The organism is Nocardioides sp. LS1, from assembly GCF_003865225.1.
Classification (GTDB): Bacteria; Actinomycetota; Actinomycetes; order Propionibacteriales; family Nocardioidaceae; genus Nocardioides; species Nocardioides ginsengisegetis.
The window spans coordinates 343,965-357,724 of the sequence record NZ_BIFF01000006.1 but is presented as its reverse complement, the minus strand read 5'-3'; the positions used below and the strand labels follow the sequence as shown (position 1 = coordinate 357,724).

General features: G+C 72.4%; 10 protein-coding genes. 7 read left to right on the top strand and 3 right to left on the bottom strand.

The genetic code is table 11. The annotated features are described in order from the left end of the window. From EJF31_RS19225 to EJF31_RS19215, 3 genes are read right to left on the bottom strand one after another with little or no spacing between them, the layout of a single operon-like run. Positions 1-3,195: an AAA family ATPase gene (locus EJF31_RS19225; protein WP_125038773.1), complete on the bottom strand. Its 3,195-nt coding sequence runs from the start codon at positions 3,193-3,195 to the stop codon at positions 1-3. 10 nt (positions 3,196-3,205) lie between these two features. Next, the gene (locus EJF31_RS19220) at positions 3,206-3,895 is read right to left on the bottom strand and encodes a response regulator transcription factor (RefSeq protein WP_125038772.1); all 690 of its coding nucleotides are present in this window, start codon (positions 3,893-3,895) and stop codon (positions 3,206-3,208) included. Beyond that, complete coding sequence (locus EJF31_RS19215) at positions 3,892-5,901, bottom strand: sensor histidine kinase (protein WP_185736354.1); 2,010 nt, start codon at positions 5,899-5,901, stop codon at positions 3,892-3,894. Before EJF31_RS19215 ends, EJF31_RS19220 begins: the two co-directional genes overlap by 4 nt. A 171-nt stretch (positions 5,902-6,072) precedes the next feature. Here EJF31_RS19215 and EJF31_RS19210 point away from each other — a divergent pair, with 171 nt between their 5' ends. The 7 genes from EJF31_RS19210 to EJF31_RS19180 all read left to right on the top strand — a co-directional run bounded on the left by EJF31_RS19210 (position 6,073) and on the right by EJF31_RS19180 (position 13,753). After that, positions 6,073-6,606: a hypothetical protein gene (locus tag EJF31_RS19210; protein ID WP_125038770.1), complete on the top strand. Its 534-nt coding sequence runs from the start codon at positions 6,073-6,075 to the stop codon at positions 6,604-6,606. A 48-nt stretch (positions 6,607-6,654) separates the two neighbouring features. Then, positions 6,655-7,755: a 1-deoxy-D-xylulose-5-phosphate reductoisomerase gene (locus EJF31_RS19205; protein ID WP_125038769.1), complete on the top strand. Its 1,101-nt coding sequence runs from the start codon at positions 6,655-6,657 to the stop codon at positions 7,753-7,755. After that, positions 7,752-9,059, top strand: coding sequence for an RIP metalloprotease (locus tag EJF31_RS19200; RefSeq protein ID WP_125038768.1), 1,308 nt, complete (start codon positions 7,752-7,754; stop codon positions 9,057-9,059). Before EJF31_RS19205 ends, EJF31_RS19200 begins: the two co-directional genes overlap by 4 nt. A 22-nt stretch (positions 9,060-9,081) precedes the next feature. Then, positions 9,082-10,233 (top strand): flavodoxin-dependent (E)-4-hydroxy-3-methylbut-2-enyl-diphosphate synthase, encoded by a 1,152-nt coding sequence (gene ispG / locus EJF31_RS19195; RefSeq protein WP_125038767.1) that lies wholly within the window; start codon positions 9,082-9,084, stop codon positions 10,231-10,233. Positions 10,234-10,653: 420 nt separating this feature from the next. After that, positions 10,654-11,160: an SHOCT domain-containing protein gene (locus tag EJF31_RS22490; protein WP_125038766.1), complete on the top strand. Its 507-nt coding sequence runs from the start codon at positions 10,654-10,656 to the stop codon at positions 11,158-11,160. A 110-nt stretch (positions 11,161-11,270) separates the two neighbouring features. Next, positions 11,271-12,587, top strand: a complete 1,317-nt coding sequence (locus tag EJF31_RS19185) for an alkaline phosphatase family protein (protein ID WP_260430971.1) — start codon at positions 11,271-11,273, stop codon at positions 12,585-12,587. Beyond that, positions 12,584-13,753, top strand: a complete 1,170-nt coding sequence (locus tag EJF31_RS19180) for an alkaline phosphatase family protein (protein ID WP_260430970.1) — start codon at positions 12,584-12,586, stop codon at positions 13,751-13,753. The genes EJF31_RS19185 and EJF31_RS19180 overlap by 4 nt, the downstream gene beginning before the upstream one ends. Positions 13,754-13,760 lie beyond the last annotated feature (7 nt).

Sequence of the window (13,760 nt, the reverse complement as noted above, 5' to 3'; positions counted from 1 at the left end):
TCAGTCGAGCTCCTCCAGCAGGCGGTCCACGTGCTCGACCCAGAAGTGCAGGTGCTTGGCGGCGTAGAGGTCGCGGGCCTCGGTCAGCAGCCGGCGCTGGGTCTCGCGGTCCCCGCGCTCGCCCGCGACCTGCGCGGCATAGCGACGGATGTCGGCCTGCTGCGCCAGCATGTCGCCGCGATCGACGACCTCGATGGCCTCGGTGGCCCGTGCCTCGGCCACCGCGCCGTCGCCCCTCCGGGCGGCCAGGAACGCGTCGCCGGCGGCCAGGAGCGCCACCGAGATGACGTCGTGCGGGCTGGTGTAGCCGCGCGCCTCGGCGAGCATGCCCGCCGCCTCGTCGTCGGGGTCGCCGAGCTCCAGCAGGCTGCAGGCCAGCCAGGCGAGGTAGGTCGAGACGTAGGACAGGCCGCCCAGGGCACGGTTGCGGTCCACGGACTTGCGCAGCTGCGCGATCGCCACCGTGAGGTCGCCGGCCATCATGGCGCACTCGGCCATCAGCATCTCGGACAAGTAGTCGGTGGGGCTGATCTCCATCAGCCGGTCGAGAGTCGCGAAGGCGTCGGGGAGGACCGACGGGTCGAGCCACGACCGGCCGGTCAGGGCCAGCAGCTGAAGGCGGGTGGTGCCCGCCGGAGTCAGCCACCCGGTGCCCTCCGCCAGCTGCCGCTCGGCGTAGCTGATCAGGTCCTCGGCCGGACGGGGACCGTGGATCACGATCGCGCCCATCATGATCTGCGCCAACAGGCTGTCCTGGGCGCCGCGCTCGCCCGCGAGGGTGACCGCCACGCGCTCGGCCGCCGCCCATTGGGCGCGCATGATCTGCGCGTGGAAGAGGACCAGCCGCCCCTCGACCACGCGACGGTGGTCCCCGCTCTCGGTCGCGAGCCGGACCACCTCGTGTCCGGCCGCCTCGACGAGCGCCGGGTCGACGTCCTCGCCCACCTCCAGGCCCACGAGCAGGCGCTGGGCGTGCAGGTAGGCGTGGTCGAGCGGCGTCGCCGTGGCGTCGAGCGCCGCCTCGTAGCGGTCGAGCACGGCCGGCAGCTCGGCGCTCCGGCCCTGGTCGTTGTGCAGCTGGGCGAGCTGGTTGAGCAGGAGCCGCCGCAGGGCCAGGTCCGGCACGTCGAGGTCGACGGCCCGCTGGACCAGCGCATCGGCGGCGGTGAGGTCCTGGCGCGAGCGTGCGAGATCGCCGGCCGAGCCCAAGGCGGACGCTGCCCGGATGACGAGCGCCTCGGTCGCCGCGTCACCGGGCATCAGCTCGCGCCGGTATCGGGCGGCCTGCTCGAGGTGGTGCCCGACGAAGGCGAGCCGCTCGGACCCGGCCTCGCCGTCGGAGGCCTCGATCCGCTCGGCGAAGCGCTGGTGGAGCTCGGCGCGCACCGCCTTCGGCAGGGCGTCGTACGCCGCGTCGCGGACCATCACGTGCCGGAACGCCCAGGACTCGCCGGCCAGGTCCCGCACCCGGCGGAGCAGGTCGCGCCGGGTCAGCGCGGCCAGGAGGCTCGGGACGTCCGCGGCGTCGAGGTCGCCGTCTGCCATCGTGTGCGCGTCGTCGAGGGTGAGCTCGAGACCGATCACGGAGACCCGCTCCAGCAGCCGGCGCTCGGCGGGCGGCAGCCGGTCGAGGCGGGCGGCGACCAGCGCGGCCACGGTCGGCGGCACCTGCGCGGAGTCGAGGCTGCCGTGGAGCGCCCAGTCGTCGCCCTCGCGCACCAGCAGGCCGGTCTCGACGAGGTGGGTGGCGATCTCCTCCACGAAGAGCGGGTTGCCCCCGGCCCACCCCGCCACCGCCTCGACGACCTCGTCCGGCACGCCCGACCCGAGCAGGGCCGCGAGGGAGTGTCGCGTCTGGTCGACGGTGAACGGCTCGAGCCCGAAGGTCGTGCAGTTCATCGACCCGCGGCCCCAGTCGGGGTTGTCGTCGAGCAGCTCCGGGCGCGCCTGGCAGATCATCAGCAGCGGCAGGTCCTGCACCTCGTCGCGGACCCGCTCGAGCAGCTCCAGCAGGGTCGGCTCGGCCCAGTGCAGGTCGTCGACGGTGACCACGAGGGGCCGGCGGAGGGCGAGCTGCTCCAGCACGCGGCGTACGGCCCAGAAGGTCTGGTCGCTGCCGCCGGCCTGTCCCGAGCCGCCGAGGATGGGCAGCACGAGGTCGACCACCTGGCCGCCGTCCGGGGTGTCGCCGACCAGCGCGGCGAGCGCGTGCCGGGTGACCTCCTCGGACTCGGTGCCGGTCAGGCCCAGGGCCTGGCGCAGCAGCTGGACGACGGGCCAGTAGGTGATGCCCTGGCCGTAGGACACGCAGCGTCCGGAGACGACGTCGGCGCGGTCCCCGACGCGGGCGAGGAAGTCCGAGATCAGCCGCGTCTTCCCGATCCCCGGTGCGCCGACGATCGTGACGAGGTGGCTGCGCCCGGACTCCAGCGTGCGCTCGAGGACGTCCTCGAGGGTGCGGGTCTCGCGGTCGCGACCGACGAGCTCGGCGCCGAGGTTGCGGGTCCGGCCGGTGTCGGCATCCCCCACGGACACGAGGAGGTACGCCGGCACGGGCTCGGCCTTGCCCTTGGCGGCGACCGGCTCGACGGCCTCGACCTCGACCGCGTCGCGCACCAGGGACCAGGTCGTCTCGCCGAGCAGGATCCGGCCCGGGGGAGCGGCCTGCTCCAGCCGGGCGGCGGTGTTGACCGCGTCGCCGGTGGCGAACGAGCCCCCGGCCCGGGCGCTGCCGGCCACCACCGACCCGGTGTTGACGCCGGTGCGGATCGTGAGCGCGACGCCGAGGGTGCGGGTGAGCTCCTCGGAGAGGGCGGCCACGCTCCCGTTGAGCTCGTGGGCGGCGCGCACCGCGCGCAGGGCGTCGTCCTCGCGGATCTCGGGGATCCCGAAGACGGCGAGCACGGCGTCGCCCACGAACTTCTCGACCGTGCCGCCGTGTCGCTCGACGGCCGCGCGGGCGACCTCGAAGTAGCGGCCCATGACGGCGCGGTAGGCCTCGGGGTCGAGCTGCTCGCCCATCGCGGTCGACCCGGTGACGTCGGTGAACAGCAGCGTCACGGTCTTGCGGACCTCGGGCTCGGGCGCGGCCGCGACCACCGGGGTGCCGCACTCGGGGCAGAACTTCGCCGACGGTGCCAGGGCACCGCCGCAGTTCTCACAGGCAGCGCCGTCCGGCGTGCCGAGGTCACCCATGGTCGCGAGCCTAACCGCGGGTGTCCGCCACCGGGTCCGATTCGTCGCCCTCCTCGTGGGCCAGCCGCAGGCCCGCGTCGCGCGCCTTGATGGCGGCGGCCGTGCGGTCGGGCACCTCGAGCTTGAGGAGCACGTGCGAGACGTGGTTGCGGACCGTCTTCTCGCTCATCGCCAGCCGGCGCGCGATCTCGTGGTTGCCGCACCCGTCCGCGAGGAGGCACAGCACCTCGTGCTCGCGCGTCGTCAGCTCCGGGAAGGGGGTCTCGGTCGGCGTCGGCGGTCCGGTCAGGAGGGCCGTCAGGCGTCGGGCGACCTGTCCGCCGTAGACCGCGTCGCCCGCCGCCACGGCGAGCACCGCGCGCACGATGGACTCACCGTCCGCGCCCTTGACCAGGTATCCCCGCGCACCGGCGGCCAGGGCGGCGCGCACGTGGTCGTCGTCCTCGTGCATGGTCAGCGCCAGGACGGCCAGTCCCGGCTGCTCGGCGAGCATGGTCCGGGTCGCCTCCACCCCGTCGACGTCGGGCATCGACAGGTCGGTCACGACCACGTCCGGCCGGTGGAGGGCGACGGCGTCGATCAGCTCGCGCCCGGTGGCGGCCCCGGCCACGACGTCGACCTCCGCGGACTGGTCGAGGACCGCCTGGAGGCCGAAGCGGTACATCGGGTGGTCGTCGGCGACCACGACCCTCACCGTCATGCCGCCCCCCAGGGGAGGACGGCGTTGACGTGGGTGCCGTGCGGGGCCCGGGCGCTCACCACGAGCCGACCGCCGAGGGCGACCGCGCGACGCTGCATCGAGTCCAGCCCGTGCCCGCGCCGCCCGCCGTCGGATAGCCCCGTCCCGTCGTCCTCGATCCCGAGCTCCAGGCAGCTCCCGGTGCACGAGAGCAGCACGGTGCAGTGCCGGGCCGACGAGTGGCGCACGACGTTGGTCATGCCCTCGGCCACGATCCGGAAGGCCGCCTCCTCGACCTGGGGCGGCAGGTCGGGCAGCGGCGTGGCGTGGAGGGCGAAGCGGATCCCGCCGGGCCTGCCCAGGCCCAGGCCGCTGGCGGTCTCGCGCACCGCGCCGGTCAGGCCGCGCTCGTCGAGCACGCGGGGACGGAGCCCGTCGATGACGCGACGGATCTCCCGGACCGCGCTGTCCGCCTCGTCCCGGGTCCGCGCCAGGATCGTCGCCGCCCCCTCCGGGTCCCGGGCCAGCGCGTGGCTCGCCGCCTCCAGGCCCAGGGCGATCCCCGACAGCGAGGGGCCCAGCCCGTCGTGGAGGTCGCGGCGGAGACGGTCCCGTTCCTCGAGGGTCGCCCGGGTGACCCGGTCCCGTTCCTCGTCGAGCGCCTCGGTCAGGCGCACCGACCAGACGACCATCGCGAGATGGGGGGCGAGGGCGTCGACCAGCCGCGCATCGGCGCCGCTGACGCGGCGCTCGGCCGGCCGGGGACCGATCAGCAGGCTCCCCAGGAGGTGGTGCCCGTGGCGCAGCGCCACCGTGTGGGGCTGGCCGCTCCGATCGCCCAGCTCGGCGGTCGGCGTGCCGGCATCGTCCAGCACCGCGGCGTACGTCGCTCCTGTCGCGGCGGCGACCGCCGTCAGCATCGACGTCACGGGGTCGTCCATCGGCTCGCTCACGCCGGCGCCGACACCGGCGACCTGCTCCAGGGGATCGGCGCGCTCGCCGAGGACCAGGCGGTCCACCATCCGCCGCAGCAGGCCGGAGACCGGGAAGATCAGCACGGCCACGAGCGCCGACGCGACGACGAGGGGGAGCGGTCCGTCCGGCACCAGGCGGGCCAGGGTGGCGGTGGTGAGGCCGACGACCAGCGCGACCAGCAGCGTCAGCGGCACGTAGAGCAGGGTCCGACGGACCACGACCTCGATCCCGAGGAGGTTGTAGCGCAGGACGCCGATCGCGACCGCGAGCGGGACGGCTGCGTAGACGAAGCCGAAGATCGGCTGGGACAGGAAGGCCGTGGGGACCATCAGTGCCACGATGCCGACCAGCATGGCGAGCTGCTGGCGCTCGGGGCTGGCGGCCCGGACGGTCCGCACGACGGTGCCGACCAGCGTGACCGCCGTCGCCGCCGCGGTCACGGCGACTCCGACGCCGGCGAGGGGGACGACCAGCCAGAGCGGCGCGCGGAACGCCACGGGCGCGCCGTCCACGGAGTCGTTGCCGCCCCCCATTGCGAGCGCCGCACCCGCCACGAGGCACACCAGCCCCCCGACGGTGATCCGCAGGTGCCGGCGCCAGAACAGGGAGGTCGGGCGTCCGGTCGGGTAGATGATCGGCAGGACCGTCACGACGACGAGTAGTGCCGGGATCCACGTCCACTGGGCGATCCACTCGGTCGTCCGTGCCAGCGGGAGGGACCGGTCGGGGTCGGTCACGGCCCGGATCCCGTAGGCGTCGAAGCCCGTCTGGATGCCCTGGAGGACGCCGCTCGCCAGCAGGATCCACCCGATCACGTTGCGCGGCCGGAGCTGGGTGAGCCAGGCGCCGGAGCCCACGAGGACCCCCACAATCACGGCGTGTGCGAGCCACTCGGAGACCGGGTAGCCGGCCCGGACTCCTGGCCGCTCGTTGACGCCGCCCGAGACAGACAGGGGGACCGTGGCCATCAGCGCCAGCGCGAGGGCGGCCAGCAGCCACCCGAGGAGCACGAGCCGACGGTCCCGATTCACCGCCGGTGGGGCAGTGGCCATGCCAGAAGTGTGGACCCGGGTGCAGGTCCCCGACGAGGGGCAGCCGTCCCGGTCGACCCGGGAGATCCTCCCGGTCCGACCGGGTCTGCGGGCCGATGCGCCCGGATCCCGCCGGGTGGTGCAGTGCCAGCACCCGGCCGGACCAACCGGCCCTCGCGAATCGAGACCCTCATGCGACACCTCACCGCCCCACGTGCGCTCCGTCCCGCCGCCGCCCTCGCGGTGGGCGTGCTCGTCGCCGGGCTGGCTCCCGGGCTGGGCCTCTCCCCGGCCCACGCCGGCGGGGCACAGCACGTCTACGTCCCGGAGGAGTTCGACGGCACCGAGCACTGGTCCTCGCAGGAGAACATGTGCGGCCCGTGGGCCACGACCTTCCACGAGGTCCGGCACGGGGGCTACGACGTGGTCCGGGCGCCCGGGGGGCAGGTCCCGGGGGAGGTCCACATCAACGGTGCCGTCGACGGCTGGATCCAGCTCACGCCCGACGACCCCACGCGGCCGACGTACACCGGCACTTACCGGGAGAAGGTCGACGGTGTCGTGACCAACCTCGACGACGACTCCGTGCGCGTCATGCAGTTCCGGCTCCGGGTCCCGATGACCGGCACCGACGGGTCGAGGCTGTTGATCACCCTGTCCGGCAAGACGACCGTCAACGCCAACGGGACGGTGACCGTGGACCGGCCCCAGGCGTCCTGCTCCTGAGCCGCCCCGTCCGGGACTCCTCCCACGCCCTGCTGGGAGGATGCCCGGGTGAGAGACGTCGCCATCCTCGGATCCACCGGGTCCATCGGCACCCAGGCCCTCGACCTCGTGCGCGCCAACCCGGACCGCTTCCGCGTGGTGGCCCTGACCGCCGGCGGGTCCAACCCCGACCTGTTCGAGCAGCAGGTCGCCGAGTTCGCGCCGGCGTACAGCGGGCTGGGGGAGGAGGCCAGCGTCGAGGCCGCGTCCCGGTCGTGCGACGTCGTGCTCAACGGCATCACCGGCGCGGTCGGTCTGCGCCCGACGCTGGCCGCCCTCGACGCCGGCAACGTCCTCGCCCTGGCCAACAAGGAGTCGCTGATCATGGGTGGCCCGCTGGTCCTCGAGCGGGCGGCTCCCGGGCAGATCGTGCCGGTCGACTCCGAGCACAGCGCGCTGGCCCAGTGCCTGCGCGGAGGCACCGCCGAGGAGGTACGCCGGCTCGTGCTCACCGCGAGCGGCGGCCCGTTCCGCGGCCGCAGCCGTGCGGAGCTGGCCGACGTGACCCCCGAGCAGGCCATGAACCACCCGACCTGGGACATGGGCCCGGTCATCACCATCAACTCCGCGACCCTGGTCAACAAGGGGCTCGAGGTGATCGAGGCGCACCTGCTCTTCGACATCCCCTTCGACCGGATCGAGGTCGTCGTCCACCCCACCAGCGTCGTGCACTCGATGGTGGAGTTCGTCGACGGCTCGACGCTCGTGCAGGCCAGCCCGCCGACGATGCTCATCCCGATCGCGCTCGGCCTGAACTGGCCCGACCGGGTGCCCGACGCGGCCCCCTCGGTCGACTGGACCCGACCCGAGACCTGGGAGTTCTTCCCCCTCGACGACGAGGCGTTCCCCGCGGTCGCCCTGGCCCGGCGCGCGGGCGAGGCAGGGGCCACCGCGCCCGCCGTCTACAACGCGGCCAACGAGGTCTGCGTCGAGGCCTTCCGCGCCGGCCGACTCGCCTTCAACGACATCGTTCCGACAGTTGGCGCCGTGCTCGCGGAGCACGACGTACCCTCGAAGGAGCACCTCACCGTCGACGACGTGCTGGCCGCCGACGCGTGGGCCCGTGACGCCGCCGCGGCCACGATCGAAGGAACCGAAGGAACCGGATGACCGCCCTGTACTACACGCTCGGCGTGGTGATCTTCATCGTCGCCATCCTGGCCTCGATCGGCCTCCACGAGCTCGGCCACATGATCCCGGCGAAGAAGTTCGGCGGGAAGGTCACCCAGTACTTCATCGGCTTCGGACCCACCGTGTGGAGCAAGCGGGTCGGCGAGACCGAGTACGGCGTCAAGGGGGTCCCGCTCGGCGGCTACGTCAAGATCGTCGGGATGCTGCCGCCCCAGAAGGGCACCGACCGGCTGCGCGAGAGCAGCACCGGCCTGTTCACCCAGCTCATCTCCGACGCGCGCGCGGCCGAGGCCGAGCACGTCCAGCCCGGTGACGAGGACCGCCTCTTCTACAAGATGTCGTGGTGGAAGAAGGTCGTCGTGATGGCGGGCGGCCCGACGGTCAACCTCCTGATCGCCTTCGGCATCTTCCTCGTCGTCTTCGCCACCTACGGCAACCCCGGGGACGTCCGGATCAGCCCCGTCGTCGACCACGTCGAGGCGTGCGTCGTGCCCGCCGACGAGGACGGCCGCGTCTGCACGCCCTCCGACCCGGTCAGCCCGGCGAAGCTCGCGGGTCTCCAGGTGGGCGACCGGATCACCGCCTTCAACGGCACCGAGATCACCGGCTGGAAGCAGCTGCAGTCGCTGATCCGCGCCAACGACAACGGCGCCGCGAAGATCACCGTGCTGCGCGACGGCGCCGAGCAGGTGCTCACCACCAACACCACCGTGGCCCTGCGCCCGACCTCGGAGACCGACGACACCAAGATCCAGGTCGGCTTCCTCGGCTTCACCCCGCACGCCGCTCTCGGCACCGGCGGCCCCCTCTACACCGTCGAGCAGATGGGCACGATGACCAAGCAGACGGTCGTCGCGCTCGGGTCGCTCCCGGTCAAGGTCTTCGGCGTCGCCAAGGCGATCGTGGGCGCCGAGCCGCGTGACCCGCAGGGCCCCGTCAGCATCGTCGGCGGCGGCCGGCTCGCGGGGGAGACGGTCTCGCAGGCGGCCTTCCCGCTGACCGACAAGGCCGTCTTCCTGCTGATGCTGATCGCGGGCTTCAACTTCTTCATCGGGATGTTCAACTTCATCCCGCTGCTCCCGCTCGACGGCGGCCACATCGCGGGCGCCCTGTGGGAGGCGGCCCGCCGGGCGTTCGCCCGGTTGCGGGGGCGTCCCGACCCCGGCTACGTCGACGTCGCCAAGCTGCTGCCGATCGCCTACGTCGTGGCCAGCGCGCTGCTCGTCATGGGCGTGGTCCTGATCGTCGGCGACCTCGTCGTACCCGTCCACCTCTACTCGTGACCCGCGCCAGTAACCTGAACGCATGACCGAAGTCAGCCTGGGCATGCCGTCGGCCCCGCCGCCCGTGCTCGCCCCCCGCCGCAAGACCCGCCAGATCAAGGTCGGGAGTGTCGGGGTCGGCAGCGAGTCGCCGATCAGCGTGCAGTCGATGACGACCACGCTCACCTCCGACGTCAACGCCACGCTCCAGCAGATCGCCGAGCTCACCGCGACCGGCTGCGACATCGTGCGCGTGGCCTGCCCGAGCCAGGACGACGCCGACGCGCTCGCCGAGATCGCCCAGCACTCCCAGATCCCGGTCATCGCCGACATCCACTTCCAGCCGAAGTACGTCTTCGCGGCCATCGACGCCGGCTGCGCGGCGGTCCGGGTCAACCCGGGCAACATCCGCAAGTTCGACGACCAGGTCAAGGAGATCGCCCGGGCCGCCAAGGACCGCGGCACCTCCATCCGGATCGGCGTCAACGCGGGCTCGCTCGACAAGCGGATCCTCGACAAGTACGGCAAGGCGACGCCCGAGGCGCTCGTCGAGTCGGCCGTCTGGGAGGCCAGCCTCTTCGAGGAGCACGACTTCCACGACTTCAAGATCTCGGTCAAGCACAACGACCCGGTCGTCATGGTCCGCGCCTACGAGCTGCTCGCCGCGGCCGGCGACTGGCCGCTCCACCTCGGCGTGACCGAGGCCGGCCCGGCGTTCCAGGGCACCATCAAGTCCGCGGTGGCGTTCGGCCACCTGCTCAGCCAGGGCATCGGCGACACCATCCGCGTCTCGCTGTCCGCGCCGCCGGTCGAGGAGGTCAAGGTCGGCCTCCAGATCCTGGAGTCGCTCAACCTCAAACCGCGCCGCCTCGAGATCGTCTCCTGCCCGTCCTGCGGCCGCGCCCAGGTCGACGTCTACAAGCTGGCCGAGGAGGTCACCGCGGGTCTCGACGGCCTCGAGGTGCCGCTCCGCGTCGCCGTCATGGGCTGCGTCGTCAACGGCCCGGGGGAGGCCCGCGAGGCCGACCTCGGCGTCGCCTCCGGCAACGGCAAGGGCCAGATCTTCGTCAAGGGCGAGGTCATCAAGACCGTCCCCGAGTCGCAGATCGTGGAGACCCTCATCGAGGAGGCCATGCGGATCGCCGAGGGCATGGAGGCCGTCGACGGCTCCTCCGCCTCGGTCTCCGTCTCCTGACCCCACCGCCGAGTCGGCGCACCTGCCGTCTGCGGGTGGGGTGCGCTGCGGTAGCCGATCGCGTCTCGCCGTCAAGGAGCTCCGCCCGCTTCGCGGCGCCTTCGGCGTCCTTGACTGCGAGCCTCGCGCGATCGGCTTCGGGCGGCGGTCGGGGCGGCCGGCCCTCGCTGCGCTCGGTCCGCCGCCCCGGCCCCAGGCGCACCCCCGAACGGCCCCAGCGGTGAGCCAGCAACCGAAACTCACCTGGAAACGGTTCACCACCCACCGCCCGGCCGACCCGGCGGTGAGCCCTGAACCGACTCGGGCAGGGAATGGGTTCACAGCTCACCGCTCCCGCCGCCAGGGCGAGCGCGCGGGCGCCAAGTCGCCACCGAACATTTGCGCCGACTCGACCCGTTGAGCGGGGCTTAGAGTGCGCTCATGTCTCGGTCAGCTGACGTGAACGCCCTCGGGGTCGCGATCGTGCTCGGGGACGGCGTCCCCGCGAAGTGCACGCGGATGAACGACGACGGCGCCTTGCCGACGTGCGTCCAGGGCCCCGACGGGCAGTGGCACGCGGAGTACCCCGACTCCGGTATGCCGGGTGGCGGCGGCTTCGCGCTGCTGTTCGTGCTGGCCGTCATCGGTGGCGTCGCCGCCACGGCATGGAAGGTGTCGACCGCGCGGCGGATGGCCCCTGGCGCGGGCATGGACGAGGGTGACGCGACGGCGATGACGCTGCTCACCGACGACGGGCTCGAGGCGACGTACCTCGCTTCGAGCCTGCGCGGCACCCCGACGACGGCGCCGGTGGTGTCCGCCGAGCCGGCAGCGACCGCCCCGGACGCGGCGAGCCGGCTGCGCCAGCTCGAGAGCCTGCGGGACCAGGGTCTGGTCACTCCCGAGGAGTACGCCGACCGCCGCGCCCGGATCCTCGACGCCCTCTGAGCCTCCCGGACGGCCCCCGGCCGCCGGCGCCGTTGAACGTCCGGCGAACAAGCCGACGAATCTCGTCCAGAACCGTGACGCGGCGCGCTGGGCAGCGCATAGTTCAGCCTGTGACGATCTCCCGACGACAGCTGCTCGGCGCGGCGGGGGCCACCGGCCTCGCCGCGGCGGCCGGAGCCACCCGCTGGTGGCCCGAGGACGCAGCCAACGCAGCCAGCTCCACCAGCACCCGGACCGGCACCACGAGCGTGCTGCCCGCCCCGGGCAAGTCCGGCATCGAGCACGTCGTGGTGGTGATGATGGAGAACCGCTCCTTCGACCACTTCCTCGGCTGGCTGCCCGGTGCCGACGGCAAGCAGGCGGGCCTGACCTACAAGGACCGCTACGGCGTGCGGCACCAGACGCACCACCTCGAGGCCTTCGACAGCTGCGGCTTCCACGACCCCGACCACTCCTACGAGGGTGGCCGGATCCAGCTCAACGGTGGCAAGTGCAACGGCTTCCTGCGGTCGGGCCAGAACGACCTGCTCGCGATCGGCTACTACACCGACGCCGACCTCCCGTTCTACGCCGGCGCGGCCCGTGACTGGACGACCTTCGACCGCTACTTCTCCGCGGTGATGGCCGAGACCTACCCCAACCGCTTCTACATGCACGCCGCGCAGACCGACCGGCTGCACAACAACACCAGCCAGTGCACGCTCAAGACGATCTGGGACCGGCTGGCGGCCAAGGGCGTCTCGGGCAAGTACTACTACAGCGACGTGCCCTTCACCGCGCTCTGGTACGGCACCCACCAGGACATCTCGTTCCACTTCGCCGACTTCCTCACCGACGCCGCCGCGGGCACCCTGCCGGCCGTCTCGTTCGTCGACCCGCGCTTCCAGGACGAGGAGTCCGGCACCTCCAACGACGACCACCCGCACGCCGACGTGCGGGCGGGCCAGGCCTTCCTCAACCAGGTGTACGACGCGGTGCGCAACGGTCCGGGCTGGGAGAAGACCGTCCTGGTCATCAACTACGACGAGTGGGGCGGCTTCTACGACCACGTCCCGCCCACCACGGCGCCGGACGTCTCGCCCAAGACCGCCCTGCGCGGCTTCCGGGTGCCGGCGCTGATGATCTCGCCGCTGGCCCGTCGCAACTACATCTCCCACCACGTCTACGACCACACCTCGGTGCTGAAGATGATCGAGTGGCGCTGGGGCCTCAAGCCGCTGACGCCCCGCGACGCCAACGCACGCAACATCGCGGAGGTCCTCGACTTCACCAGTCCACCGAACACCGCGTCCCCGACCTACACCGTGCCCACCGTCACTCCGCTCGGCTGCGCGACCGCGCCGAAGGAGGAGGGCGGCGCCGAGTTCGCCGAATGGGGTGAGCTCAAGGAGCTCGCCCTCGACCAGGGATGGAGACTCCCGAATTGATCGCCCGACGCACCCGCCTGGTGCTGCTCGCCGCCACGGCCCTCGCCCTGGTGCTGCCCCCGGCCGACGCCGCGTTCCGTCCGTCCACCCAGCAGTCGGCCCACCCGGCGGCCGTCCGTACGGCGCCCCTGCAGCGCGCCGGCACGTCGGCGTACGTCCCGCCGATCAAGCACGTCTTCGTGATCAACATCGAGAACAAGGGCTACGACAAGACCTGGGGTGACACCTCGGAGGCGCCCTACCTCGCGAAGACCCTGCGCCGGCAGGGCGTGCTGCTCGACCACTACTACGGCACCGCGCACAACTCCCAGCCCAACTACATCGCGCAGGTCTCGGGGCAGGGCCCCAACCCGGTCATGCAGTCGGACTGCCAGACGTTCTCGACGTTCGTGAAGACCGGCGACCAGGACCCGGGCCAAGCGGTCGGCCAGGGCTGCGTGTTCCCCGAGGAGGTCGCGACGCTGCCGCGCCAGCTGACCGACAAGGGCCTGTCCTGGAGGGGCTACATGGACGACATGCGTCGCCCGTGCCAGCACCCCGCCGTCGACCAGCCGGACCCGACGCAGCACGCGACGGCGACCCAGAACTACGCCGTCCGGCACAACCCCTTCGTCTACTTCATGTCGATCATCGGGCACCAGAAGTACTGCGAGCGGCACGTTGTCGGGATGAAGCACCTCCGCAAGGACCTCAAGACGGCCCGCACCACGCCCAACCTCGTCTACATCACCCCCGACCTGTGCCACGACGGCCACGACGCCCCCTGCGCCGACGGCCGGCCCGGTGGCCTGACCTCGATCAACACGTGGATGAAGAAGTGGGTGCCGATCCTGATGGCCTCGCCGGCCTACCGCCGCAATGGCGCGATCTACATCACCGCCGACGAGTCCGACGGCCCGCAGACCGACGCCACCGCCTGCTGCGGCCCCGCGACCTCCGCCAACAGCCCGATGCCCGGCATCGTGGGCCCGGGCGGCGGCCGGATCGGCGCGCTGGTGCTGAGCAGGTTCGTCAAGCCCAACACCTGGAGCACGACCCCCTACAACCACTACTCCCTGCTCGGGTCGATGGAGGAGATCTTCGGAGTCGACAAGCTCGGCTACGCCAACGATCCCGGGGTGGAGACGTTCGGACTCGACGTCTACAACTCGGGCTGGGACAACTGAGCCGTCG

What these genes read in the sequence shown, in the direction of transcription:
- EJF31_RS19210 (WP_125038770.1), top strand. Translation starts at nt 6,073, where the DNA reads ATGCGACACCTCACCGCCCCACGTGCGCTCCGTCCCGCCGCCGCCCTC.
- ispG (WP_125038767.1), top strand. Translation starts at nt 9,082, where the DNA reads ATGACCGAAGTCAGCCTGGGCATGCCGTCGGCCCCGCCGCCCGTGCTC.
- EJF31_RS19220 (WP_125038772.1), bottom strand. Translation starts at nt 3,895, where the DNA reads ATGACGGTGAGGGTCGTGGTCGCCGACGACCACCCGATGTACCGCTTC.
- EJF31_RS22490 (WP_125038766.1), top strand. Translation starts at nt 10,654, where the DNA reads ATGTCTCGGTCAGCTGACGTGAACGCCCTCGGGGTCGCGATCGTGCTC.
- EJF31_RS19200 (WP_125038768.1), top strand. Translation starts at nt 7,752, where the DNA reads ATGACCGCCCTGTACTACACGCTCGGCGTGGTGATCTTCATCGTCGCC.
- EJF31_RS19215 (WP_185736354.1), bottom strand. Translation starts at nt 5,901, where the DNA reads ATGGCCACTGCCCCACCGGCGGTGAATCGGGACCGTCGGCTCGTGCTC.
- EJF31_RS19225 (WP_125038773.1), bottom strand. Translation starts at nt 3,195, where the DNA reads ATGGGTGACCTCGGCACGCCGGACGGCGCTGCCTGTGAGAACTGCGGC.